Consider the following 23699-nt stretch of genomic DNA (forward strand, 5'->3'; position numbering starts at 1 on the left):
CCCAATCGCGCACGGGCAAACATCCACGGCGGCCCGGTGCAGGAGCCCGCTCGCAAGCAGCGGATTAAACCAGTACCCCCGCCATCCGCCCCAGTTCCGCGCAATCCTGCGCATGCCAGTCGGTCAGCTCGGGCCAGGGATTCTCAGCAAGATTCACCAGCGCACTGTGTGCCCCAGCCGCACGCGCGCAGTCGAGGTCGAAGCGGTAGTCGCCGACCATCAGCATGGTCTGCGGCGCCACGTCCCAGCGCGCGGCCAGACGCAGCAGGCCATCCGGGCTCGGCTTGGGGTCGGCCTCGCCGCGACCGAGAACGTCCTCGGTCAGGAAGCAGTCACCAATACCGATGGCCGCCAGCGTGATCAACGCCAGCTCGTGGGCATTGCGCGTCAGGATGCCCAGGCGGTAACCCGCAGCATGCAGCGCACGCACCAGATCCACCGCGCCCGGCGCCGCTTTGGACGCCACCGCCAGCTCGCGCTCGTGCTCCAGCAGCCAGGCGTGCTTGGCCGCCGCCTCATCTTCCGGCAGCGCGGCCAGGTGGGTGAGGATGTCGTGCTCCTGGGGAATCCCCAGGGCCCGCTTGATCGCCGGGAAGTCGTGCACGGCCAGGGTCAGGGTGCCGTCCATGTCGAACACCCAGTGGCGAATCTCTCCCAGCGGCAGGGCGAGCGTCATGCCCAGTCCTCGCGGCGACGGATCAGGCCTTCCTGGGTCGAGGAAGCGACCAGTTGGCCTTCACGGTTGAAGATACTGCCGCGCACAAAGCCGCGGCCATTGCCGGCCCAGGGGCTGTCGATGGCGTAGAGCAGCCACTCGTCCGCGCGCAGGTCGCGGTGGAACCACACGGAATGGTCGATGGTGGCGACCTGCATGTCCTTCTGCCACACCGAGCGGCCATGGGGCAGCAGCGAGGTGGTGAGGAAGCCGAAGTCCGAGGCGTAGGCGAGGATGTACTTGTGCAGCGCCGGGATGTCCGGCAGCTTGCCGTCGGCGCGCAGCCAGAGGTACTTGATCGGCTCGCCGACCTCCGGGTCGTACGGGTCGTTCTCGGTCACCGGGCGGATTTCGATGGGCTTGGGATAGAGCAGCTTGTCGCGAATGCGCTCGGGGAACTGCGCGGCGCTGCGCTTCTTGAGTTCCTGATCGGTCGGCAGGTTCTCCGGGCCGACCACGTCGGGCATGCTGATCTGGTGCTCGAAGCCTTCCTCGTCGGTCTGGAACGAGGTGCTCAGGGCGAAGATCGGCTGGCCCTTCTGGATCGCGGTGACGCGGCGGGTGCTGAAGGTGCCGCCGTCGCGCACGCGGTCGACCTGGTAGACGACCGGCTTGCTGGCGTCGCCCGGACGCAGGAAGTAGCCGTGCATCGAGTGCACGTGGCGCTCCGGGTCGACGGTCTGGCTGGCCGCCGACAGCGCCTGGCCGAGTACCTGCCCGCCGTAGAGCTGGCGGAACCCGAGGTCCTGGCTCGTGCCGCGGAACAGGTTCTCTTCGATCTGTTCCAGGCTCAGCAGAGCCACCAGGTTGTCCAGGATCTGGGTCATGCGCGTTGTTTCCTCAATTGCGGTCTTGCTGAAGTGGGAGTCGGCGTGGCGACGGATAGGCGGGAAGGCTGGTGAGCCGTTCATCCCAGACCGCGCGGCCAATGGTGAAATGATAGAGGCTGACCGGGCAGTCCGGACCCCCTTCCAGCAGTTGGTGTACTGCCGGATCGAAATAGCAGCCGATGCCGGTGCCCGACAGGCCCGCCGCTTCGGCTTCCAGGTAGAGCAGTTGGCCGATCTGCCCGGCTTCCCAGTACAGGCGCGGATAAGTCCAGGCGCCCTCGGTCAGCGCGGTGTCGAGGTCGGCGAGCATGGCGAAGGCGACGCAACCGTCGCTGGCGATGTCCTGCCCACAGGACAGGAACGCCGACAGCCCGCGTGCATCACCGGACAACAGGCGGTACAGCGGCACACCGCTCTCCTCGACCGGCTGCCACAGGTAGTCCTCGCGCAACCCTCCCGCCTCGCGACCACTGCGGCCCAGCCAGTACAGGCCCGGCTCCAGGCCCTGGACGCGGTGGACGAACAGCAGCAGGTCGACACGCGCCGGCTCGCCGGTGCAGGCGAACGGCACGGGCGAGCGCTCCGGCATCAACCGCTGCAGCCAGGCATACAGCAGTTCGGCGCGAATGCCGCTGCGGCCATCCATGGACTGCGCGCTGCGCCGACGATGCAGGATCGGGCGCAACGGCAGGCCGGGGTTATCCACAGCGGGATCGGCATTCGCGGCGCTCCATTGGCCGGCGGGCAACGCGGGCGCGCGGCACAAATGGTGCACGCGCTCCAGCTCCGGCCAGTGGCGATAGTCGCGGGACAGGCGATTCGGCGTGCCGTCCAGCGGCAACTCGGCAAGGCCCTTGAGCAGGGAGTCGGGCAATGGGAATTCGGCCGGCTGCGCCGGGCCGATCCATAGCAGTGCGTCGGCGAACTCATGCTCGCTGAAGCCTTCGCGGTCGAGACCGATCAGCGCATCCAGCCGTGATTCGGCAATGCCGCGCAACAGCCGCACCTCCCAACCCTGGATCGCCGCGGCGATGCCCAGGCAGGCCAGCGCGTGGCCCAGGTCATGATTGCAGTAGCGGTAGGCGCGCTCGCCGTACTTCCAGGCCTCGCGCCAGGGAATGCTCGCCAGCGCCAGCAGGAAACCACCCGCCGGCAGCGCATCGTTCAAGGGTTCGGCCAGCGGCGCGGGCAGCTCGGCGCGCACCTCCAGCACGTGTTCGTCGGCGCTGTAGTGCACCAGCAGCGCAGCGTTATCCACAGCGCCGGAGGGCAGCAGCAGATAGGCTTCGGTCGGGTGCAGATTGCCGCTGGACGGATTGACCCGCAGCGCCCAGCGGTTGCCGCCGGCCTCCTTCCACGCCGAGATCGCCAGGCTGTCGTAGAGCAGCTGCGAAACGCTGGCAAGGCTCAGTGGCGCCGGTGGGCCGATGGGGCCGGCGAAGGCGTCGTCATACCCCGGCGACTCTTCCTGCGGCCGGTGCAGCAGTTCGACACAGCGCGCCCCCGCGTAGCGGCGGAAGGCGGCCGGCTGGGTCGCCCAGTCGAGCTGGCCGGGGCCGGGGGCGAAGCGCTCCGGACGATGGCTGCTCAGTTCGTGGTAGGCGCGCACGCCGTCTTCCGGCTTCATGGGCGGCGAATCCGGTACAACACATGGGGGCGCAAGGCGTGGCCTTCCGGCAGGCGCGGGTGCTCGAAGTCGCCGGCTTCATCGCGAATCATCCCCAGGCGCTGCATCAAGCCCTGGGACGGCAGGTTGGCCGGCACGGTGAAGGCCACCACTTCCTCCAGCTGCAACTGCTCGAAAGCGAAATCCAGCGCGGCGCGGGCCGCTTCCAAGGCATAGCCCTGGCGCCAGTGGGCGACGTTGAAGCGCCAGCCGATCTCCACTGCGGGCGTGAAGACGGCCTCGAAGGACACCCGCGCCAGCCCGAGCACGCCGATGAACGCGCCATCCTCGCGGCGCTCGACTATCCACTGGCCGAAGCCATGCTCGTCGAAATGCTGGAGGATGCGCGCGGCCAGCAGGTCGCTCTCCTCGCGGCTCATGCAGGCGGGGAAGTGGCGCATCACCTGTGCGTCGGCGTTCAACGCGGCGAAGGGCGCAAGGTCCTCGGTGCGCCAGGGCCGCAGCAGCAGGCGCTCGGTAGTCAGGCTCGGGATATCCATGGTCGGCATCACGCGTCGGCAAAGGTGACCATGATACCCGCCCACGGACCTGTAGGCGGCAATCCGTCAGACCAGGCGCAATCGATTCAGCAACGAGCGCCATCATCTGGTATTTTTCTCCAACCTTCGCTGTCGGTCACTGCCTTGACCGTGCTCTCGCAGACAGCCGCGCTGCCACGGCGCACCTCAAGAAGACCAAGGAAACCCCATGACGACCTCCACCACCGGACTGCAACGCAGTACGGCCCTGGTGCTTTTCGCCCTTGCCGTCGGCGGCTTCGCCATCGGCACCACCGAATTCGCCACCATGAGCCTGCTGCCCTACTTCGCCCCGGCGCTGGGCATCGATGCCCCCACCGCCGGCCACGTGATCAGCGCCTACGCCCTGGGCGTGGTGGTCGGCGCGCCACTGCTGGCGGTGCTCGGCGCGCGCCTGCCGCGGCGTACCCTGCTGGTGCTGCTGATGGCGCTGTTCGCCGTCGGCAACGGCCTCAGCGCCCTGGCGCCGACCTACCACTGGATGCTGCTGTTCCGCTTCATCAGCGGCCTGCCCCACGGCGCCTACTTCGGCATTGCCGCGCTGGTCGCTGCCTCCGTGGTGCCGCCGCACCGGCGCACGGTGGCAGTCGGGCGGATGTTCCTCGGCCTCACCGTCGCCACCATCATCGGCGTGCCGCTGGCCAACTGGCTGAGCCAGGCCGTGGGCTGGCGCTGGAGCTTCGCCCTGGTCGCGGCACTGGGCGTGCTGACCATGATCTGCGTGCGCCTGCTCGCGCCCTACGCGCCCGCCGAGCCGGACTCCAGCCCGCTGCGCGAGCTGGGCGCGCTCAAGCGCGGCCAGGTCTGGCTGACCCTGGGTATCGGCGCCATCGGCTTCGGCGGCCTGTTCGCGGTGTACACCTACCTGGCCGACATCCTTGGCGCCGTCACCCACGTCTCGCCGAGCATCGTGCCGCTGGTGATGGCGGTGTTCGGCATCGGCATGACCCTGGGCAACCTGTTCATCCCGGTACTCGCCGACCGCGCCGTGATGCCCACCGCCGGTGGCCTGCTGGTGTGGAGTGCGGTGGTGCTGGCGATCTTCCCGTTCACCGCCGGGAACATCTGGACCATCTCCATCTGCGTGTTCTTCGTCGGCTTCGGCGGCGCCCTGGGCACCGTGCTGCAGACCCGCCTGATGGACGTCGCCGAAGACGCCCAGGGCCTGGCCGCGGCGCTGAACCACTCGGCGTTCAACTTCGCCAACGCGCTGGGCCCGTACCTCGGCGGCCTGGCCCTGGCGGCCGGCTACGGCTGGACCTCGCCGGGCTGGGTCGGCAGCCTGCTGGCCATCGGCGGCTTCGTGCTGTGGTCGGTCTCGGTGGTCACCAGCCGAAGCGCGCAACGCAGCACCGCGCTCTCCAACGAAGGCTGATCCAGAAGGGCCGGCGCCATGCCGGCCCTTTCGTCCGTGCACGAGCTCGGCGTACCCTTGTCGCCATGCCGCTGCCCCTGGTCTACCACGACGACTACAGTCCGCCCTTCCCGGACAACCACCGCTTCCCCATGGAGAAGTTCCGCCTGCTGCGCGACCACCTGGTGGACAGCGCCCTGGTGAGCGACGCCGAGCTGCTGCGTCCGGAACTCTGCCCTGTGGATATCCTCGCCCTGGCCCACGACCGCGATTACATCGAGCGCTATTGCAGCGGCGAGATGAGCCGCGAAGAACTGCGCCGCCTCGGCCTGCCCTGGAGCGAAGCGCTGGCCCGGCGCACCGTGCGTGCGGTCGGCGGCTCGCTGCTGACGGCCGAACTGGCGCTCGAACATGGGCTGGCCTGTCATCTGGCCGGCGGCACCCACCACGCGCACCACGACCACGCCTCGGGCTTCTGCATCTTCAACGATCTTGCCGTGATCAGCCTCTACCTGCTGGAAAGCGGCAAGGCCAACCGCGTGCTGATCTTCGACTGCGACGTGCACCAGGGCGATGGCACTGCACGCATCCTGGAGAACGTGCCGGACGCGGTGACCGTGTCATTGCACTGCGAAAAGAATTTCCCCGCGCGCAAGGCGCAGAGCGACTGGGACATTCCCCTGCCGCTGCACCTGGGCGATGCGGACTACCTGAAGGTGGTGGAGGAAGCGCTGGACTACCTGCTGCCGCTGTACCAGCCGGACATCGTGCTCTACGACGCCGGCGTGGACGTGCACAAGGACGATGCCCTGGGCTATCTGCAGCTGACCGATGCGGGATTGGCAGCGCGGGACGAGCATGTCATCCGCCGCTGCCTGGCCAGCGATATTCCGGTGATCGGCGTGATCGGCGGGGGCTACGACAAGGACCGCCGCGCGCTGGCCCGGCGCCATGGCATCCTGCACCACAGCGCGGCGCGGGTAGCGCGCGAGCTTCAGTTGGCCCGGTAGCGCGAGTTGTTGGTGTCCATGCGCGAGGGCAGGCGCTGCTGCTCCCAACGCGCCAGCTCTTGGGCCGAGAAGCCCAGCAGCGCGCTGGCGCGCAGGCGGCAATCCTCACCGTAGTGCTTCTCGCAGAAACGCATCACCTGTTCGGGTACATGGTGCTGCAGCAGTTCCTGGGCGCGCAGCGGCCCCGCGAACTGCAGGTAGCGCGGCAACAGGCGGCTCCAGTTGGTGAACACGTAGAGGTTGTGCAATGCGACCTGTATCGACAGCAACTCGAGCACACGCTGCTCGAACTTCACTTTCGAACCCTGCAGGTTTTTATTCAGGCGCACCACCATATGGGCCACCGCCTCGTTGAGCAGAGTGCGAATTTCCTCGCTGGGGAGCGCGCGAATAACGATGTCGAGGCCATTCACGCGCACGCGGGTGTCACTGCCCTCCACCCAAAGGTGAGCCTCATGAGAGCGAAGGTAATCACGAACTTTCATCGAGCATCGGACCAAGGTTGCAAGAGGCCCGCATGCTGACGGATTCACAAAAGCGCCAACATCGGCGGAATCTCGATCCGCTGTCAGAATTATCGTAACCCCTACCCTCTGGGGATAAGGGCGCGCTGTACGATACTGACCACCTCCTTGGAATATGCCGCGGCCAACGTTTTCCACCATGGCTGTGGAACGGCCTGTGGATAACCTGCGGGAAAGCGCTCGACGCCCTCGCCTGCGCAGGCTCCGGGAAAACTGGGCAAAAAATGAGCAACCGGCGCGCAGTGCTGCTGCGCTAGAATTGCGCCTTTTCCCGCACTCTCCGCCTGGCCTTCTGCATGACCGATTCCCGCCCGCTCGCCTCCCGTACCGCCATCGTCATCGGCGGCGGCCCCACTGGCCTGATGGCGGCCGAAGTCCTGGCCGGCGCCGGGGTGAAGGTGGACCTGTTCGACGCCATGCCCTCGGTCGGACGCAAATTCCTGCTGGCCGGCGTGGGCGGTATGAACATCACCCATTCCGAGCCCCGCGAGCCGTTCCTGTCGCGCTACGGAAAGCGTGCGCAAACCCTGGCGCCGCTGATCGACGCCTTCGACAACCAGGCGCTGTGCGCGTGGATCCATGGCCTGGGCATCGAGACCTTCGTCGGCACCTCCGGCCGCGTATTCCCCACCGACATGAAGGCCGCACCATTGCTGCGGGCCTGGCTCAAGCGCCTGCGCGAAGCCGGCGTGGTCATCCACACCCGCCACCGCTGGCTGGGCTGGAACGTCAACGGCGCGCTGCTGATCGAAGGGCCGGAAGGCCAACGCAGCGTGACGGCCGATGCCACCGTACTCGCCCTCGGCGGCGGCAGCTGGCAGCGCCTGGGCTCGGACGGTGCCTGGGTACCGCTGCTGGCCGAGCGCGCTGTGGATATCTCGCCGCTGCGCCCGGCCAACTGCGGTTTCGAGGTGGCTGGCTGGAGCGAATTCTTCCGCGACAAGTTCGCTGGCGCACCGGTCAAGCCGGTGGCCCTCTCGCTGCCCGGCGGCACGCCGCGCCAGGGCGAGTTCGTGGTCACCGCCGGCGGCATCGAGGGCAGCCTGGTCTATGCCCTGTCTTCCGCTATCCGCGAGCGCATCGAGCAGTCCGGCAGCGCCACGGTGCACCTGGACCTGCTGCCCAGCCGCAGCCTGGAACAGGTCGCCAAGGCCGTGGCGCAGCCGCGCGGCTCCAAGTCCATGGCCAACCATCTGCGCGGCCGCCTGGGGCTGGACGGCGTGCGTGCCGGGCTGTTGCGCGAGTTGTCCACAGCCGCCGACTATGCCGACCCGCAACGCCTCGCCGCCCTGATCAAGGCGCTGCCGCTGACCGTGGTGCGCACCCGCCCGCTGGACGAAGCCATCAGCAGCGCCGGTGGCGTGACCTTTGAGGCGCTGGACGACTGCCTGATGCTCAAGGCGCTGCCGGGCGTGTTCTGTGCCGGCGAAATGCTCGACTGGGAAGCGCCCACCGGCGGCTACCTGCTTACCGCCTGCTTTGCCAGCGGCCGCGCGGCCGGGCTTGGCGCACTGCACTGGCTCGAAGCACAAGGCTGAGCGCTGCACTTTATGGAACCATGGTGCTAGATTCTCGACTCCCACCCAGGAGTCGCCTGCATGCCGCTGACCTTCCGCCGCGCCCGCCCCGATGATGTCGACGCCGCCGTCCCGCTGATCTACAGCTCCGGCCCCGACGCCTTCGACTATGCCTTCGCCCGCCCCGGCCGCAATAGCGCGCAGGACTTCCTGCGCTACGCCTTCGTCCAGGGCGGCGGGCAGTTCGGCTGGCGCCAGCACTGGGTCGGCGAACAGGACGGTAAAGTCGTTACCGCCGGCACGGTGTTCGGCGGCGAGGTGACGCTGGGCTACATGCTTGCGGCCACGCGGCAGATTCTCGGCTATTTCGGCCTGGCCGCGCCCGGCGTCATCCGCCGCGGCCTGCAACTGGAAAAGATCATCTGCCCGCCGCCGCGCAGGACGCTGTACCTCGCGCACCTGGGCGTCACGCCGGACCTTCGTGGCGAGGGCCTGGGCAGCCAGCTGATCGAGCACTTCCTGCAGATCGGCCGCAGCAATGGCCTGCCCATGGCGGCGCTGGACGTCTCGGTAGCCAATCCCAAGGCACAGGCGCTCTATGAACGTTTCGGCTTCGAGGTGCAGGTGGAGCGCGTCTCGACGCTGCCGGGCGTCTCCAGCCATCGCTACATGCAGCGCAAGCTCTGAGTTAGACTCGCAGCCAGCCGCCCGCCAGAGGCGGCCCGGCCCATAGAAAACACCGTCGAGAAGCCTGCTCACGCATGAACCAGGAAGGTTGCCCATGAGCACTGCCAGCGTTGAACTGAAAGTCTTCGTCCCCGCCCGCGATTTCGCACTCTCCCAGCAGTTCTACAAGGACCTGGGCTTCAACTCGCCGTGGAGCTCCGAGGAGCTCGCCTACTTCCACCATGGCGACCATTGCGCCTTCCTGCTGCAGAACTACTACGTCAAGGAATTCGCCGAGAACCTGATGCTGCACCTGCTGGTGGAGGACGCCGACGCCTGGTACGCCAAGGTGCGCGACGCCGGCCTCGCCGAGCGCTACGGCGTGCGCCTTGGCGCGCCGGAAGACCAGCCGTGGAAGATGCGCGACTTCACCCTGCACGACCCGAGCGGCGTGCTCTGGCGGATCGGGCACAACCTCGATTGAGTGCCGGATTCACACCGTCCCCTCTCCCTGAAGGGAGAGGGGCGAAGCCCGGCCGAAACACCCGAATGACCGAGAGTATCCATTCGCGAGCAAGCTCGCTCCAACAGTGATGCCCCTACTTCAGGTACCAGCCCCAGGGCTGGTCGGAGATGTACTCGGTCACCTGCTTCACCTCCAGGTAGTTCTCCAGCCCCCACACGCCCAGCTCGCGGCCGATGCCGCTGTGCTTCATGCCACCCCAGGGCGCCTGGGTGAAGGTGGGTTGCGAGCAGTTGACCCAGACGATCCCCGCACGCAGCCCGTCCGCCACCCGCGCGGCGCGCTGCGGATCGCCGGACATCACCGCGCCGGCCAGGCCGAAGCGGCTGTCGTTGGCCAGGCGCAGGGCCTCGGCCTCGGTCTTGAAGCGCTTCACGCAGAGCACCGGGCCGAAGATTTCCTCGCGCCAGATCAGCGCGTCCTCGGCCGGTTCGTCGAAGATCGCAGGCTCCATGAACCAGCCCTGCTCCAGCCCCGCGGGACGCTTGCCGCCGGTAAGCAGGCGGGCACCGCCGGCGCGGCCCTTGTCGACGAAACCGAGCACCTTCTCGTGCTGCCCCTGGCTGACCAGCGGGCCGAGCAGCACGCCCGGCTCCATGCCGTTGCCGATGCTGATGGCGCGGGTCGCTTCCACCAGACGCTCGATCAGGCGCGGGGCGATGCCCTCCTGCACCAGCAGGCGCGAGGTGGCGCTGCACACCTGGCCCTGGTTCCAGAAGATGCCGAACAGGATCCACTCCACCGCCGCCTCGACATCGCTGTCATCGAAGACGATGAAGGCCGACTTGCCGCCCAGCTCCAGGCTGACGTTCTTGATGTCCTGGGCCGCCGCCGACATGATCCGCGAGCCGGTCGGCACGCTGCCGGTGAAGGCCAGCTTGTCCACGCCCGGATGCTGGCTCAGCGGCCCGCCGGCCTCCGCGCCCAGCCCCGGCAGCACATTCAGCACGCCGGCCGGCAAGCCGATGGCGTCCGCCGCGGCGGCCAGTTCCAGGGCGCTCAGCGGCGTCAGCTCGGACGGCTTGAGCACACAGGTGGCGCCCGCCGCCAACGCCGGCGCGACCTTCCATGCCGCCATCAGCAGCGGGTAGTTCCAGGGGATGATCTGCCCGGCCACGCCCACCGGTTCCTGGCGGATGCGGCAGCGAAAGCGTTCGTCGGGCAGCGCCAGAATCTGGTCCTGGCGCTCGTCCAGCTCCCGCGCCAGCTCGGCGTAGTAGCGGAAGCAGCCGATGGCGTCGGCCACATCCCACTGCGCCTCGGGCAGCGGCTTGCCGTTGTCGCGCACTTCCAGTTCAGCCAGCGAATCCTGGTTGCGTGCGAGCCCCTCGGCCAGCGCTTCAAGCCATTCGGCACGCTCGCTGCCGCGGCTCTGTCCCCAGCCGCGGTTGAACGCTGTACGCGCCGCGCGCACCGCGTGGTCGACGTCTTCCTCGGTGGCCGCCGGCACTTCATGCAGCGGCTGGCCGGTGGCGGGGTCGTAGCTGGTGAAGCGGCCGCCCAGGTCCGGCCTGACCCACTGCCCGTTGATGTAGAGCTGGTCGCGCATCCTCGAGTCTCCTTGAAGTCGGCCCTCAGGCGGCCTGAACGCCGGTGCGGCGGTTCTGCAGGTAGCGGGAGGTGAACAGCAGCGCCAGCGAGGCGCAGATGATCACCGTGGAGATGGCGTTGATCTCCGGCGTGATACCGCGGCGGATCGACGAGAAGATGTAGATCGGCAGCGTGGTTTCCGAGCCGGCGACGAAGAAGGCGATGATGAAGTCGTCGAAGCTGAAGGTGAACGCCAGCAGGAAGCCGGCGAGGATTGCCGGGGCGATCTGCGGCAAGGTCACGCGCCAGAAGGTGTCCAGCGGCGGCGCGTAGAGATCGGCGGAGGCTTCCAGCAGCGACTTGTCCATCGCCTCGACGCGGGTGCGGACGATCACCATCACCAGCGCCATGGTGAACAGCGAGTGCGCTGCCACCACGGTGCCGAAGCCCATGTTGAGTTTTGGCAGGCCGATATCCAGCAGCGCCAGCAGCGGATTCACCACGTCGAACAGGGTGATGAAGGCAATCAGCGTGGCGATGCCGATGACGATGCCCGGCACGATGATCGCGCAGTAGGTCAGCGCGTCGAACAGCAGGCGCACGCGCTTGCCGACCCGCTGCAGGCCGAACACCGCGAGGGTGCCGAACAGCGTGGCGATCAGCGCCGAGCAGAAGGCGATCAGCGCGCTGTTGCCCAGGGCTTCCATGATGAACGGGTTGCCGAAGGCGCGACCGAACCACTGCACCGAGCAGCACTGGAAGCTCAGCCCGCTGCGCCCGGCGTTGAAGGCGAAGAGCATGATCAGCGCGATGGGCGCATAGAGGAACAGGTAGACCGAGGTGGAGTAACTGCGCAGCCACATGTCAGAGCACCCCGTCGTTGCGTGAGCCGCCGTAGCGCGCCACGAGTTTCAGGTAGACGCCGATGATCACCAGCATCATCGCCACCAGGGTCATTGCCACCGCGCTGCCGAACGGCCAGTTGCGCGATTGCAGGAACAGGTCGACCAGCGCGTTGCCGACAAAGAACACCTTGCCGCCGCCAAGGATCGCCGGGATCAGGAACTCGCCCATGAGCAGGATGAATACCAGCATCACCCCGGTGATCACCCCCGGCGCGGAGAGCGGCAGGGTCACCCGGCGGAAGGTCTCGAAGGCGCTGGCGCCGAGGTCGCCGGAGGCTTCCAGCAGGCGTTTGTCGAGCTTCTCCAGGGTCACGTAGATGGGGAACACCATCAGCGGCAGGTAGCCGTAGACGATGCCGATCAGCACCGCGTAGGGCGTGTTGATCAGCCGCACGTCGGCAATGCCGAAGCTCTCCAGCAGCGCGGGAATGCCGCGACCGCTGAGGATGAAGATCCAGGCATAGGTGCGGATCAGGAAGCTGGTCCAGAACGGCACGATGACCAGCGTGAGCAGCAGCGACTTGTTGCGTCGCACCTTCACCGCCAGGAAGTAAGCCAGCGGGTAGGCCGCCAGCAGGCAGGCCAGGGTGCCCAGCGGCGCCAGGGTCAGGGTGTTCCAGAAGGCCTGGGCGCGGGAACCGAGGTTCAGGTAGTTCTCCAGCGTCAGCCCGCCGCCATAACCACCCACGGCGCTGCGTTCGCCGAAGCTGAAGACCAGGATGATCACCAGCGGCATCAGCAGCAGTAGCAGGAACCACAGAGTGGACGGCAGGAGCAGCAGGAGCGTGACGCGCCGGCCGAGGCTTTTCGCGCGCGAAACCGCGGGCGTCGCCTGGGTCTGCGGCAACGGGGCGCTGACAGCGATGTTCATGTTCGATTCCCTACGCATGGAGCGGACCTTCGCGGCAGGGCGAATAACGCACCAGCGTTATCCGCCGCATTCCGCATAAACGCTGAAGCTGCCGATCAGGCGGCCTTGAACCGCGCCATCAGCTCGGCGCGCGCCGGGCTGGTAAGGGTCGCCGCGGCGCCGAACTCCAGCGGCGACAGACGCTCGGCCGCCGGGTACATGATCGGGTCGTCGAGCATTTCCTTGGAGAGCAGCGCGTCGACGCGTTTGTCGCCGCTCGGGTAGCCGTGGGAGAGCACCTCCAGCTTGTTGTGCGGCGGGTCGAGCAGATAGTTGATGAAGGCGTAGGCGGCATCCTTGTGCTCGGCGCTCTTGGGGATGGCGAAGAAGTCGCTCCAGATCTCGCCGCCCTCCTTGCCCAGCACGAAGGTCATGTCCGGGTTGTCGCGGTGCAGTTGGGAAGCATCGCCGGTCCAGGCCATGGCCATCCAGGCATCGCCGTTGCGCAGCGAGGGCTGGATGTCGGAGTTGATCGCGAACAGGTGCGGCTTGGCCTGGATCAGCAGCTTCTCGGCCTCAGCCAGCTCCTTCGGGTCCAGCGAGTTGAAGCTGTAGCCGTAGTACTTGAGCGCGTTGCCGATGGCGGTGAGCTGGTAGTCGTGGACGATGGTGCGGCCCGAGGCGCTGGTCAGGGTGAGGTCCCAGAACTGTTTCCAGGAATCCGGGCTGCCCTTCACGCGGCTGGCGTCGTAGACGATACCGGTGGTACCCCAGTTCTTCGGCACCGCGTAGACCTTGCCGTCCACCGTGCCCTGGGCCATGAAGCGTTCCTCGAAGGCCTTGGGGTCGAAGTTGGGGATGCGCGAGAGGTCCAGCGGCTCGATCAGCCCGAGCTGCACGTAGGTACTGATGGTGTAGTTGGTCGGCACGAAGACGTCCCAGCCGCTGCCGCCGGCCTGCAGCTTGGCGAGCATCTCCTCGTTGGAGCCGAACACGTTCATCTGTACGCGGGCGCCAGTGGCCTTGGCGAAGGCGTCGAAGTTCTCCTGGCTGTGGTAGTTCGGCCAGGTGGCCAGGGCCAGACGGTCGCCGATATTGCTGCCCTCGGCCGCGTAGGCCTTGCCGGTCAGCAGACCGGGAGTGTTGGCGGCGACCACCGCCATCGCCAGGCCGAGGCCGGTCTTGCCGAGGAAATCGCGCCGCGTGATGGAGCCGTTTTCCCAGCTGCGCATCGTCTTGATGAAGTTCTTCTTGTCCATCGTCACTCCCCGCCTGTCTGCTGATTTTTCTGGTTAGGATTGGATCGTTTTCAGAGCGCCATGGCCAAGCCGCTGGCCTGGTTCCAGCCGACCTGCACCGGCGCGCCGTGCTCGAAGGCTTCCGCCTCGCCGCCGGCCTTGCGCGGCACGCGCACGCAAACAATGCCGAAGGCGTCGGTGCGCACGCGGTATTCGGTGAGGTTGCCCAGGTAGATGCGGTCTTCGACGCGGCCCTTCAGGCGCACTTCGCGCTGCAGCTCCGAATCGGCGGCGGCGATGCCGACCAGTTCGGGGCGCACGGCGATGCAGCCTTCGGCCTGGGGCGAGAGCGAGGGACCGGTGGGTGTCGGCGGGCTGCTCAGTTCCAGCCCGGCCGGCGTGCCCAGCACCACACGGCCGGAATCGAGGCGGCGGACGGTGCCGGCGAACAGGTTGGACTCGCCGATAAAGTCCGCCACGTAGCGGCTCGCCGGGGTCTCGTAGAGCGCCTCGGGGGTGGCGGTCTGGATGATCAGGCCGTCCTTCATGATGCTGATGCTGTCGCTCATCGACAGCGCTTCTTCCTGGTCGTGGGTGACCAGCACGAAGGTGATGCCGACCTCGCGCTGCAGGCGCAGCAGTTCCGACTGCATCTCCTTGCGCAGCTTGCGGTCCAGCGCCGCCAGCGGCTCGTCGAGCAGCAGCACGGTGGGCTTGTTCACCAGCGCGCGGGCCAGCGCCACGCGCTGCTGCTGGCCGCCGGAAAGCTCGTGGGGCTTGCGTGTGCCGAAGCCGGACAGACGCACCATCTCCAGCGCCTCGTCAGCCATGCGACGCTGCTGCGCGCGGTCCGGGCGCGGCGTGCGATAGCGCAGGCCGTAGGCGATGTTCTCGGCCACCGTCAGGTGCGGGAACAGCGCGTAGTGCTGGAACACCATGTTCACCGCACGCTGGTGCGCCGGCACCCCTGCCACCGCCTGGCCGGCCAGCAGGACCTCGCCTTCGCTGGGCTGCTCGAAGCCGGCGATCATCCGCAGGGTGGTCGTCTTGCCGCAGCCGGAGCTGCCGAGGAAGGAATGGAAAGCGCCGCGCTTGACCTTGAAGCTCAGCCCGTTGACCGCCGGCACGCTGCCATAGCGCTTGACCACGTTACGGAACTCGATATCGACATCCTGACCGCTTTCCATCACCGCGCTCCCACCTTGTTCTTGTTGGTGGTCACGCTAGCAATGGGGCTTTCGGGGTGTATATATCCCTCGGGGGATAGATGGCGGGATTGGTTCTCTCGGCGCGCGATCGCGGGACAGAAATCCCCTGCAGGACCGAGGGGGCGCCCGGCCCTTGCTCGCGAATCGCCCAGCGCCGGAGTTATCGGGGAGCCCGTTCGCGAGCAAGCTCGCTCCTACAAAAGAGCTACCCGGTTCAGCCGGCTGCGCGCATCCCACCCGCCACATCGCGTCCGGCCAACTCGCGGATGAACAGCCCGAGCAGCTCCGACTGGCTGCCGATGCCGAGCTTGGCGTAGATGTTCTTGCGGTGGATCTTCACCGTGCCTGGGCTGATATCCAGCTGCTCCGCTACCGAGGCGCTGGAGTGGCCGCGCAGCAGCAGCTGGACGATCTCCTGCTCGCGGGGCGTGAGCAGCTGGGCGCCGAACTGGTCGAAGGCCTCGCGGATCTGGTAGTCCAGGTCCTGCGCCGGACGCGGCTGCGCGCGGCGCAGTTCCCAGGCTTCGCGCACCACCTGCTCGACCACCGGCCGCGCACATTCGAGCAGCTGCATCTCGTCGCGGCTGTAGGCGGGGCTCGAGGTCTTGCGCATCAGCGAGAGCACGGCGGTGGCGCCGTCGGCCAGGTCGACGAAGAAGGCGATCTCCTCGGTCAGGCCGGTCTGCTGGTAGTAGGTCTGGTAGTACTCGCCCACGTAGAAGTGGTCCGGCGCGAACTGCCGCAGGCGCCACAGCCCCGGCGCCTGGTGGCGGGTGCAGGCGAGGTAGAAGGGATCGAGCAGGTAGGGGCCGACTTGGTAGTCCTCGACGTAGACGTGGCGGATGTCGGCCGGGAAGGTGTCGAACAGGTCCAGTGGGCGGTGGTTGCCTTCGTAGACGAAGAGCACGAAGTTATCCACCGCACAGACCTGTTGCAGCCATTGGCTGAGGCCGAGCAGGCGCGGACGACCGGCGGCCAGCGGGAGCAGATGGGCGACTCCGCCGGTCCAGGCTTTGAGTTCCTTGTGGCGCATGGGCTGTCGTTCTTGTTGTGTGCGCGATGGGCACACTATAGGCGTTCGGGATTCCACACGGAAATGCAGCTTTTGCGCCACACCCCACAAGACCCCGCCACGCCTGGGGAAAGCCCCGACTCAGCCCTCGGCGGCGCACCGTGATGAAGCAGGCGCGCGCCTTAACGGCTCAGGGGCGGCGACCGCCCTTGCCGGCCGGCTTTCCAGAAGAGAGTTTTCCAGAAGACGGCTTGCCACCTGCCGGTTTGCCGCCAAGGCCGAACCCCGGCGCCTTGCGCACCGCCTTGACCTGCGGCTTGTCGTCCAGCAGCGAGCCCAGGTGGACCTTGCCCGGTTTGCCTTCGAGCACCTTGGATTGCTTGGGCTTCTTCGGTTTTTTGGTTATCTGGCCGCCGGGGGCGGTGACGGGCACCCGGTGTTCCGCCTCGAAGCCATCTTCTTCCTGGCGCTGCAGGGTCTGGCCGATCAGCGTCTCGATGGCCGCCAGCTGCTGCACTTCGTCGGCGCAGACCAGCGAGATCGCCTGCCCGCTGGCGCCGGCGCGACCGGTACGGCCGATGCGGTGCACGTAGTCTTCGGGGACGATGGGCAGGTCGAAGTTGACTACCAGCGGCATTTCCTCGATATCCAGGCCGCGGGCAGCAACGTCGGTGGCAATCAGGAAGTCCACTTCGCCGGCCTTGAACCGCGCCAGCGCGCGCAGGCGCGATGGCTGCGGCTTGTCGCCGTGGATCGAGTCGGCGCGGATGCCTGCTTTCTGCAACAGGCCAACCAGTTCATCGACGCCCTTGCGGGTCTTGGCGAACACCAAGGCCTGGCGCCAACCCTGCTCCCGCATCAGGTGCAGGAACAGCTCGGCCTTGCGCTTCTTGTCGACGGTGACCAGGTGCTGCTTCACCGTCTTCGCCGCCGTGTTGCGCGGCGCCACGTCGATGGTCAGCGGGTCGCGCAGCAGCTCGCGGGCCATCTGGCGGATGGCGTCGGAGAAGGTTGCGGAAAACAGCAGGGTCTGCCGGCGCCTGGGTAGCGCGGCGAAGACCTCGTCCAGCTCGCGGGCAAAGCCCAGGTCGAGCATGCGGTCGGCTTCGTCCAGCACCAGCGCCTGCAGCTGGGTGAATTTCAGGGCGTTCTGCCGGTACAGGTCGAGCAGGCGACCAGGCGTGGCCACCAGTACGTCGACGCCCTTGCGCAGCTTCATCATCTGCGGGTTGATGCTGACCCCGCCGTAAGCCACGGCAGTGCGCAGCGGCACATGCTGGCCGTAAGCGCGGAAACTCTCGTGGACCTGCTCGGCCAGCTCGCGGGTCGGCACCAGCACCAGCGCGCCGATCGAGTTGGCCGCCACCTGGTGACCTTCCTGCAGGAGCTTCTGCAGCAACGGCAGTGCGAAACCGGCGGTCTTGCCGGTACCGGTCTGCGCGGCGGCAAGCAGGTCTCGGCCCTTGAGCACGGCCGGAATGGCCTGGGCCTGCACTGCCGTCGGGTTCTGGTAGCCGAGCCCGTCGAGGGCGCGCAGGAGGGGATCGATCAGGCCGAGGTTGGCGAAGGTCATGGAGCGCTCGCAATACGAATTCGGAATGGGCGGCATTGTAGCCGCAAGGCTCAGGAGCGCAGCAGCAGCGCGCCTTCGATGGGCACATAGCGGCTGGCCGCGCGGATCAGCGCCTGGGCGGTGAGGCCCGGCACGCCGTAAGCGGTGGCATCGGTGCCGCCGGCGCGGACGCGGTCCAGGAGCAGGTCGAAGTCACCGTCGCCGGAAGCCAGCACGACTTCGTCCACATTCGGCGCGGCGTCGAGGATATCGATGGTGATGCCCACGTCCCAGTCGCCCTTGGCCGAGCCGTCGGCGCGCTGGATGTAGGGCTTGAGCTTCACGGTGAAGCCGAGCTTGCGCAGGATCTGCTGGAACTGCTGCTGCTTCGCGTCACCCCGGTCGATGGCATAGGCGTAGGCCTGGACGATGTTGCCCTGGGCGCTCAGCTCGGCCCATAGGGCGGCGTAGTTGAAGTGGCAGCCGTAGGCCTGACGCACGGTGTAGTAGAGGTTCTGCACGTCGGCGAACAGGGCGATGGTCTTCAACGGTGACTCCGGGACTCGAACAGCGGGGGCGCATTATCGGCACAGCGGCGCGCCCCCGCCAGTCCCGGTGGGCGGGCGGCTCAGCTGAACATGTCGCCGTCGTCGCCGAAGAAGCCGGAGTCGTCGCCGAAGCTGCCACCGTCGTCGTAGTTGGCGTCACTGAAGTTGCTGTCGGCATAGCGGTCGCCGCCGCCAAAGGAGTCGTCCGTCCGCGAGTCGTCGAAGCTGGAAGGTTCCGGCTGCACCGGCTGCTCCTGGATCACTTCGACGATTTCCTGCGGCTGGTTGTGGTGGAACATGCTGGTCAGCAGGTCCGCCACCATCACCCCGCCGGCCACGCCCGCGGCGGTCTGCAGCGCACCGCGCATGAAGCCACCGCCCTGCGGTGCGGCTTGCGCCGGCTGTGCGGGGCGGAAGTCGTTGGGATTGCCGGCCGCAGGATTGTTGGCGTACGCCGCATTGCCGCCGGGCTGGGAGAAACGCGTCTGGCCCCAGCCGTCCGGGCGCTGCTGCGGTTGCGCCGGGCGCTGCTCCTGGCTCTGGCCGCCGCCGAACAGCCCGGCGAGGAAGCCGCCGCTGCTCGGGCGCTGCTCCTGAGCCCTGGCCTGCTGCGCTTCGAGTTCCTTGACGCGCTGGTCCAGGCGTTTGATCGCCGCTTCCTGGATCAGCATCGCCTGGGCCATGTAGTAGGGCGCGGCCGGCTGCTGCACCAGGTGCCTGTTGATCTGTGCCTCGGCGTCGGCGTCACGGGGCGCGGTCTGCGACTCGGCGTCACGCAGGCGGGTGAACAGACCATCGATCAGGGATTGCTCTTCGGAATTCATGACAGGCCTCGAGTGAGCGGGTGAATCAAAACGGATCGCTGAAGCGAAACATTGGATCGGGTCGGAAAAAAACAAGTTCCGGTCACAGAATTCTTGCGCCTTCTATCTGAGGGTTTGCTTAAGTTAGAGTCGAAGCCCTCGGACAGTATCGGGTTACTGATGAATCCCCTTTCCATCCTCCGCGACACCTGGTTCTTCTTCTCCCGTCATCTGGGCACCCTGGTGCCGCTGTGCCTGCCGTGGATCGTCATCGAGACGCTGGTGCAGCAGCAAATCAACGTCGCCGCCGGCTCGCAGAACATCGCGCCCTGGGGCATGGCCGCGGGCCTGGTGTTCTACCCGATCTACACCGCCAGCCTGATCCTCTACATGATCGACGCGGGCGAAGGTATCGAGCGCAGCGTGCGCGAACTGTGGAGCGCAGCGTTGCGCCTGTGGCCAGCTTTCGCCCTGCTCTCGGCGATCACCTCGCTGCTGATCGTGATCGGCCTGTACCTGATGGTGCTGCCGGGCATCTTCGTGATGATCAAGCTGGCCTTCGCCGAATTCCTCCTGGTGCAGCGCGGCCGCGCGCCCATCGACGCGATGCGCGAGAGCTTCAGCCTGACCACCGGGCATTTCTTCCTGCTGCTGATCACCTCCCTGGCCATCCTCGCGCCGGTGTGGATCGCCGAAGGCTGGATCACCGAGGCCGGCCAGGACGCGCCGGTACTCAGCGTCGCGCTGCACTCGCTGAGCGGGTTCTTCCAGCTGCTGCTGACGGTGGCCGCCTACCGCATCTTCATCCTGCTTGGCCGCGAGGCCGCCTGAGCGGCAGCAAGTCGCAACAAATCCCCCGGCACGTCGAGCGCCGGGGTTCTACGCTGGAGTCTCCTTTCCCCGAGTATGGAGACTCGCCGTGAGCGACTTCCCGCCCAGCTGCCTCTCGCACATTTCCATCGGCACCAACGACTACCCGCGCGCCAAGGCGTTTTACGACGCCGTGCTGCCCACCCTGGGCTGCCAACAGATCATGGAGCACCCTGGCGCGGTGGCCTACGGCCGCGCCTTCCCGGAGTTCTGGCTGCAGACGCCCATCGACGGGCGCCCCGCCAGCGTCGGCAACGGCACGCACTTCGGCTTCATGGCCAATTCCCGCGAGGAAGTGGACGCGTTCTATCGCGCCGCGATAGCCGCCGGCGCCACCGACGAGGGCGCCCCCGGCCCGCGCCCGCTCTATGGCGATCCGTACTACGGCTGCTTCATCCGCGACCTGGACGGGCACAAGATCGAGGCGTCGTTCTGGGACATGGCGCTGGCAGGCGGTGGTTTCGACACGCACTCGCATTGATCTGAACCGATCTTCGTCAAGGGCATTTCCGGCTGGCCGCTGTGTTCATCGTTCTGCCCAATGGTCCCCTCTCCCGCTTGCGGGGGAGGGTTAGGGAGGGGACGGGCTCATGCCCGGCAATGCAGTTCCACGGGGAGTGCCCTCTCCCCAACCCTGGCTGCGCGCCCCGCTCCGAAGGGAGAGGGAGCAAGCGCCCCCGGACATTCAGTTTCCCGGCCTGAGCCCCGACATCTTCGGTACCAGCAGCTTCTCGAACAGCCGCGGGAAGAAGCGCGCCAGCAGCCTCGCCCGCCAGTTGACGTTGGACAGCACCAGCAACCGCCGGCGGCGCAATGCGCCCTGGTAGATCGCCTCGGCCACGTCGCGCGGCGAGGCGACCTCCGCGCCCAGCACCAGCGCCGGCTGGCGGATAACCGAGCCGTCGCCCACCAGCGCGTTCTTGCGCAGGTCGGTGGCAGTGAAGCCGGGGCATGCCAGGGTGATTGCCACACCGGTGCCGTCCAGCTCCATGCGCAACGTGTCGAACAGGCCGTGCAGCGCATGCTTGCTGGCGTTGTAGGCGCTGCGGTAGAGCAGCGGCGCGAAGCCGGTCAACGAACTGAGCACGACGATCTGCCCATGCCGCGCCAGCAGGCTGGGCAAGGCCGCCTGGGTGCAGTGCAGCGCGCCGTAGAAATTCACCGCCATCACCCGGCGGAAGACTGCCAGCTCGGTCTCGATGAACAGGCTGCGGTGGGTGATGCCGGCGTTGTTCACCAGCACGTCGATGCCGCCGAAGCGCTCGACCGCCAGTGCCACCGAGCGCTGCACCGCCTCGGCATCGGCGATGTCGCAGCGCAGGCCAAGGGCCTCGACGTTCAGGTGTTCGCGCAGGTGCTGCACCAGGCTGTCCAGCGCCGCCTGGTCAAGGTCGAGGATCACCGGATGGGCCCCGGCCCGGGCGAAGCGCAGCACCAGGGCGCGGCCGATGCCGGAGCAGCCGCCGCTGACCAGCACCACCTTGCGTCGGTAGACGGGATGGGAGAAGAGCTTGCTCGACATGGCAGCCTCCCGGAGCGCGCGGGTGCGAAACAGCATCCTGCGAACTACGTCTCACAAGGTTTCAGGATTATTCCCACACTAAACACAGAGATGAAATACGAAGTCACAGCCACTATCCTCTGGTCCCAACAAGCATAGCCCCTGGTTACCCATGAGCCTCTCGCTTCGCCGTCGCGCCCTGTTCCTGCTGTTCATCGTCCTGCTGCTCGCCCTCTCCGCCGCCGCCTGGCTGCTGGCCTGGCACCCCGCCGAGCGCGAAAGCGTCGCCGCCCAGTGCCGCGCGCCCGCGCCGCAACTGCAGCCGGGCCAGGCACTGAAGGTGATGACCTGGAACGTCCAGTACCTGGCCGGCAAGCGCTACATCTTCTGGGACGACCTGCCCGACACCACTGGCCCGGACGACAGCCCCAGCCCCGAAGACATCGCCTACAGCCTCGACGAGGTGGTACGGGTGATCCGCGACGAGGCTCCGGACATCGTCCTGCTGCAGGAAGTGGACGACGGCGCCGCCGCCACCGGCAAGCAGGACCAGCAGGCGCTGATCGGCGACCGCCTGGCCGACCTTTATCCCTGCTCCAGCGCCGCCTTCGACTGGAAGGCACGCTTCGATCCCAATCCCCATGTGTTCGGTAGCGCCGGGCGCAAGCTGGTGACCTTCAGCCGCTTCCAGATCGCCAGCAGCGAGCGCATCGCCCTGCCGCAGCGTTCATCCATCCCGCTGCTGCATCTGTTCGCCCCGCAACCGGCGCTGTTGCAGAGCGACCTGCCGATCCGCGGTGGCGGCCAGCTCAGCGTGATCAACACGCGCCTGGAACGCCCCAACGGCGACGACACCCCGCAGCGCCAGGTGGAAGCCGTCGAGGCCCAGCTGAACTCCCTGCAGGCCGCGGGCCGCCCCTGGCTGCTGGGTGGCGATCTCGGCCTGCTGCCGCTTGGCCAGTATCCCTACCTGCCGGAAGTGCTGCGCGCGCCCTATCGCGCCAACAGTGAACTGAACCTGCTGGCAGCGCGCTTCCCGGTGATCCCGGCGGTGGAAGAGTCCAGTGGCGCCGACCAGGAGAACTGGTACACGCATTTCCCCAACGATCCGCGCGTGCACAAACCCGACCGCACCCTCGACTACCTGTTCCACAGCCCCAGCCTGAATCGTCTGGAGGCCGGCGTACGCGCCCACGACACCCTGCGCATCTCCAATCACCTGCCGCTTTCCGCACGTTTCCTGCTGCCCCACTGAGCGCTTCGGCATAACGCCGCCGGTGGACGCTGGACAAGTGCGAGGCGGCAGTCGCATGCTCGGCCCGCTTCGAACAAAAACGATAACGAGCACCCAGGCCATCCATGCATTTGCGCCGTCTTGCCGGGCTGATCCTCGCCCTCCTCTGCCTCAACGCCCTGGCCGTCGACCGGCCCACGCTGGCCGACCGCCTGCCGCATCCAGTGCCGGCGCTGACGGTGGGCTACTACGAGTTCCCGCCCTACACCTATACCGCCCCGGATGGCAGCACCCGCGGCAGCGGTGCCGAAATGGTCCGGCGCATCCTGCTCAAGGCCGGCTACCGCGCCGACTTCCGCCCGCTGCCCAGCGCCCGCCTGTACCTGGGCCTGCAGGACGGCAGCGTGCAGCTCTGGGCCGGCGCACCCGGCAAGCAGGAACTGGCGGGCAGCACGCTGGAGTGCGAGCGAGTGCTGGGCCACGTCGAGCTGAACCTCTACCGCCTGCCCTCGCGGCCCTCGCCCGAAGTGCCCGGCGGCCTGACCGGCAGCCGGGTCATCCTCATCAGCGGCTACAGCTACTGGCGACCGATCACCGACCTGCTCGCCGACCCGGCGCTGAAGCTGGAGCTGCACCGCACCAGCACCCACACCGCGGCGCTGCAGATGCTCGAACGCGGTCGCGGCGACTACCTGATCGACTACCAGACGCCGGTAGAGCAGGCGCGCCGGGAGCTCAACATGGCGCCACTGGCCTTCGACAACCTGTACAGCGTGCCGACCAAGCTGATCGTCTCGCGCCACGCGCCCGACGCCGAAGGGCTGCGCGCACAGCTGGACCATGCCTACGACGAATTGCAGGCGGCAGGTTACGAGATGAAATTGCCCTGACCGGGAAGACCGCTATCGCGTAGGTCCGCAGACACAAGCGGACTCCGTCCGCGATCGGCTCCGCTTCGCACAGAAACATCGCGGATGAATCCGCTCCTACCCGACAGTCCTGTACTCGGATCAGCCCTCACCCTCTCCCAGAGGGAGAGGGGACCGTTCGGTGCAGGATGAAACCTTGGTGCCCGCCGGCACGGGCGGCTCCCTCTCCCTCTGG

At 67.3% G+C, this 23699-nt stretch carries 24 protein-coding genes; 9 read left to right on the forward strand and 15 right to left on the reverse strand.

Annotated features, from left to right (window positions below):
• Window positions 1-64 precede the first annotated feature (64 nt).
• The 4 genes from A9513_RS33620 to A9513_RS33635 are packed head-to-tail and all read right to left on the reverse strand — an operon-like array spanning window position 65 to window position 3711.
• Window positions 65-664 (reverse strand): HAD family hydrolase, encoded by a 600-nt coding sequence (locus A9513_RS33620; RefSeq protein ID WP_024764653.1) that lies wholly within the window; start codon window positions 662-664, stop codon window positions 65-67.
• An 8-nt stretch (window positions 665-672) separates the two neighbouring features.
• The gene (gene tesB / locus A9513_RS33625; RefSeq protein ID WP_037010855.1) at window positions 673-1542 is read right to left on the reverse strand and encodes an acyl-CoA thioesterase II; all 870 of its coding nucleotides are present in this window, start codon (window positions 1540-1542) and stop codon (window positions 673-675) included.
• A 13-nt stretch (window positions 1543-1555) separates the two neighbouring features.
• On the reverse strand, window positions 1556-3172 hold the full coding sequence (locus tag A9513_RS33630; RefSeq protein WP_065086609.1) for a nitroreductase family protein: 1617 nt from the start codon (window positions 3170-3172) through the stop codon (window positions 1556-1558).
• Window positions 3169-3711, reverse strand: a complete 543-nt coding sequence (locus A9513_RS33635) for a GNAT family N-acetyltransferase (protein ID WP_024764651.1) — start codon at window positions 3709-3711, stop codon at window positions 3169-3171. The genes A9513_RS33630 and A9513_RS33635 overlap by 4 nt, the downstream gene beginning before the upstream one ends.
• 208 nt (window positions 3712-3919) lie before the next feature.
• Between A9513_RS33635 and A9513_RS33640 the strand changes: the two genes are divergently transcribed.
• Together A9513_RS33640 and A9513_RS33645 are read left to right on the forward strand one after the other, a co-directional pair.
• On the forward strand, window positions 3920-5125 hold the full coding sequence (locus A9513_RS33640; protein ID WP_024764650.1) for an MFS transporter: 1206 nt from the start codon (window positions 3920-3922) through the stop codon (window positions 5123-5125).
• A gap of 65 nt (window positions 5126-5190) precedes the next feature.
• Window positions 5191-6114, forward strand: a complete 924-nt coding sequence (locus A9513_RS33645) for a histone deacetylase (protein ID WP_037010858.1) — start codon at window positions 5191-5193, stop codon at window positions 6112-6114.
• Here the strand turns inward: A9513_RS33645 and A9513_RS33650 are convergent.
• Entirely contained in the window at window positions 6099-6599 is a 501-nt protein-coding gene (locus tag A9513_RS33650; protein ID WP_051445639.1) for a hypothetical protein, read from the reverse strand. The genes A9513_RS33645 and A9513_RS33650 overlap by 16 nt on opposite strands.
• A gap of 335 nt (window positions 6600-6934) precedes the next feature.
• On the opposite strand from A9513_RS33650, the gene A9513_RS33655 reads away from it, so the two are divergent.
• The 3 genes from A9513_RS33655 to A9513_RS33665 all read left to right on the forward strand — a co-directional run bounded on the left by A9513_RS33655 (window position 6935) and on the right by A9513_RS33665 (window position 9305).
• Window positions 6935-8176, forward strand: a complete 1242-nt coding sequence (locus A9513_RS33655; protein WP_065086610.1) for a TIGR03862 family flavoprotein — start codon at window positions 6935-6937, stop codon at window positions 8174-8176.
• 60 nt (window positions 8177-8236) lie between these two features.
• A complete protein-coding gene (locus A9513_RS33660) occupies window positions 8237-8842 on the forward strand; it encodes a GNAT family N-acetyltransferase (RefSeq protein ID WP_065086611.1) in 606 nt (201 codons plus the stop codon).
• Between the two features lie 94 nt (window positions 8843-8936).
• Window positions 8937-9305, forward strand: a complete 369-nt coding sequence (locus A9513_RS33665; RefSeq protein ID WP_065086612.1) for a VOC family protein — start codon at window positions 8937-8939, stop codon at window positions 9303-9305.
• A 115-nt stretch (window positions 9306-9420) separates the two neighbouring features.
• On the opposite strand, the gene A9513_RS33670 is transcribed toward A9513_RS33665, so the two are convergent.
• From A9513_RS33670 to A9513_RS33710, 9 genes are all read right to left on the reverse strand, one after another.
• Window positions 9421-10893, reverse strand: coding sequence for an aldehyde dehydrogenase family protein (locus A9513_RS33670; RefSeq protein WP_065086613.1), 1473 nt, complete (start codon window positions 10891-10893; stop codon window positions 9421-9423).
• 25 nt (window positions 10894-10918) lie between these two features.
• Complete coding sequence (locus A9513_RS33675; protein WP_024764643.1) at window positions 10919-11737, reverse strand: ABC transporter permease; 819 nt, start codon at window positions 11735-11737, stop codon at window positions 10919-10921.
• Between the two features lies 1 nt (window position 11738).
• Window positions 11739-12650, reverse strand: a complete 912-nt coding sequence (locus tag A9513_RS33680) for an ABC transporter permease (RefSeq protein WP_024764642.1) — start codon at window positions 12648-12650, stop codon at window positions 11739-11741.
• 95 nt (window positions 12651-12745) lie between these two features.
• On the reverse strand, window positions 12746-13888 hold the full coding sequence (locus A9513_RS33685; protein ID WP_038803595.1) for a PotD/PotF family extracellular solute-binding protein: 1143 nt from the start codon (window positions 13886-13888) through the stop codon (window positions 12746-12748).
• Between the two features lie 50 nt (window positions 13889-13938).
• A complete protein-coding gene (locus A9513_RS33690; protein WP_065086614.1) occupies window positions 13939-15054 on the reverse strand; it encodes an ABC transporter ATP-binding protein in 1116 nt (371 codons plus the stop codon).
• Between the two features lie 235 nt (window positions 15055-15289).
• A complete protein-coding gene (locus tag A9513_RS33695; RefSeq protein WP_024764640.1) occupies window positions 15290-16108 on the reverse strand; it encodes a LuxR C-terminal-related transcriptional regulator in 819 nt (272 codons plus the stop codon).
• A gap of 169 nt (window positions 16109-16277) precedes the next feature.
• Window positions 16278-17660, reverse strand: a complete 1383-nt coding sequence (locus A9513_RS33700) for a DEAD/DEAH box helicase (RefSeq protein ID WP_065086615.1) — start codon at window positions 17658-17660, stop codon at window positions 16278-16280.
• A 50-nt stretch (window positions 17661-17710) separates the two neighbouring features.
• The gene (locus tag A9513_RS33705; protein WP_024764639.1) at window positions 17711-18187 is read right to left on the reverse strand and encodes an NYN domain-containing protein; all 477 of its coding nucleotides are present in this window, start codon (window positions 18185-18187) and stop codon (window positions 17711-17713) included.
• An 80-nt stretch (window positions 18188-18267) separates the two neighbouring features.
• Window positions 18268-19011, reverse strand: coding sequence for a DUF2076 domain-containing protein (locus A9513_RS33710; RefSeq protein WP_065086616.1), 744 nt, complete (start codon window positions 19009-19011; stop codon window positions 18268-18270).
• Between the two features lie 159 nt (window positions 19012-19170).
• Here A9513_RS33710 and A9513_RS33715 point away from each other — a divergent pair, with 159 nt between their 5' ends.
• A complete protein-coding gene (locus tag A9513_RS33715; RefSeq protein WP_038803593.1) occupies window positions 19171-19821 on the forward strand; it encodes a YciC family protein in 651 nt (216 codons plus the stop codon).
• Between the two features lie 88 nt (window positions 19822-19909).
• A complete protein-coding gene (locus tag A9513_RS33720) occupies window positions 19910-20341 on the forward strand; it encodes a VOC family protein (protein ID WP_065086617.1) in 432 nt (143 codons plus the stop codon).
• A gap of 204 nt (window positions 20342-20545) precedes the next feature.
• On the opposite strand, the gene A9513_RS33725 is transcribed toward A9513_RS33720, so the two are convergent.
• Entirely contained in the window at window positions 20546-21382 is an 837-nt protein-coding gene (locus A9513_RS33725) for an SDR family oxidoreductase (protein WP_038803592.1), read from the reverse strand.
• A 151-nt stretch (window positions 21383-21533) separates the two neighbouring features.
• Here A9513_RS33725 and A9513_RS33730 point away from each other — a divergent pair, with 151 nt between their 5' ends.
• Together A9513_RS33730 and A9513_RS33735 are read left to right on the forward strand one after the other, a co-directional pair.
• Window positions 21534-22616, forward strand: a complete 1083-nt coding sequence (locus A9513_RS33730) for an endonuclease/exonuclease/phosphatase family protein (RefSeq protein ID WP_065086618.1) — start codon at window positions 21534-21536, stop codon at window positions 22614-22616.
• Between the two features lie 104 nt (window positions 22617-22720).
• Window positions 22721-23485, forward strand: a complete 765-nt coding sequence (locus tag A9513_RS33735) for an ABC transporter substrate-binding protein (RefSeq protein WP_024764636.1) — start codon at window positions 22721-22723, stop codon at window positions 23483-23485.
• Window positions 23486-23699 lie beyond the last annotated feature (214 nt).

Origin of the sequence: Pseudomonas sp. AU12215 (genome assembly GCF_001675465.2) — a bacterium.
Classification (GTDB): domain Bacteria; phylum Pseudomonadota; class Gammaproteobacteria; order Pseudomonadales; family Pseudomonadaceae; genus Pseudomonas; species Pseudomonas nitroreducens.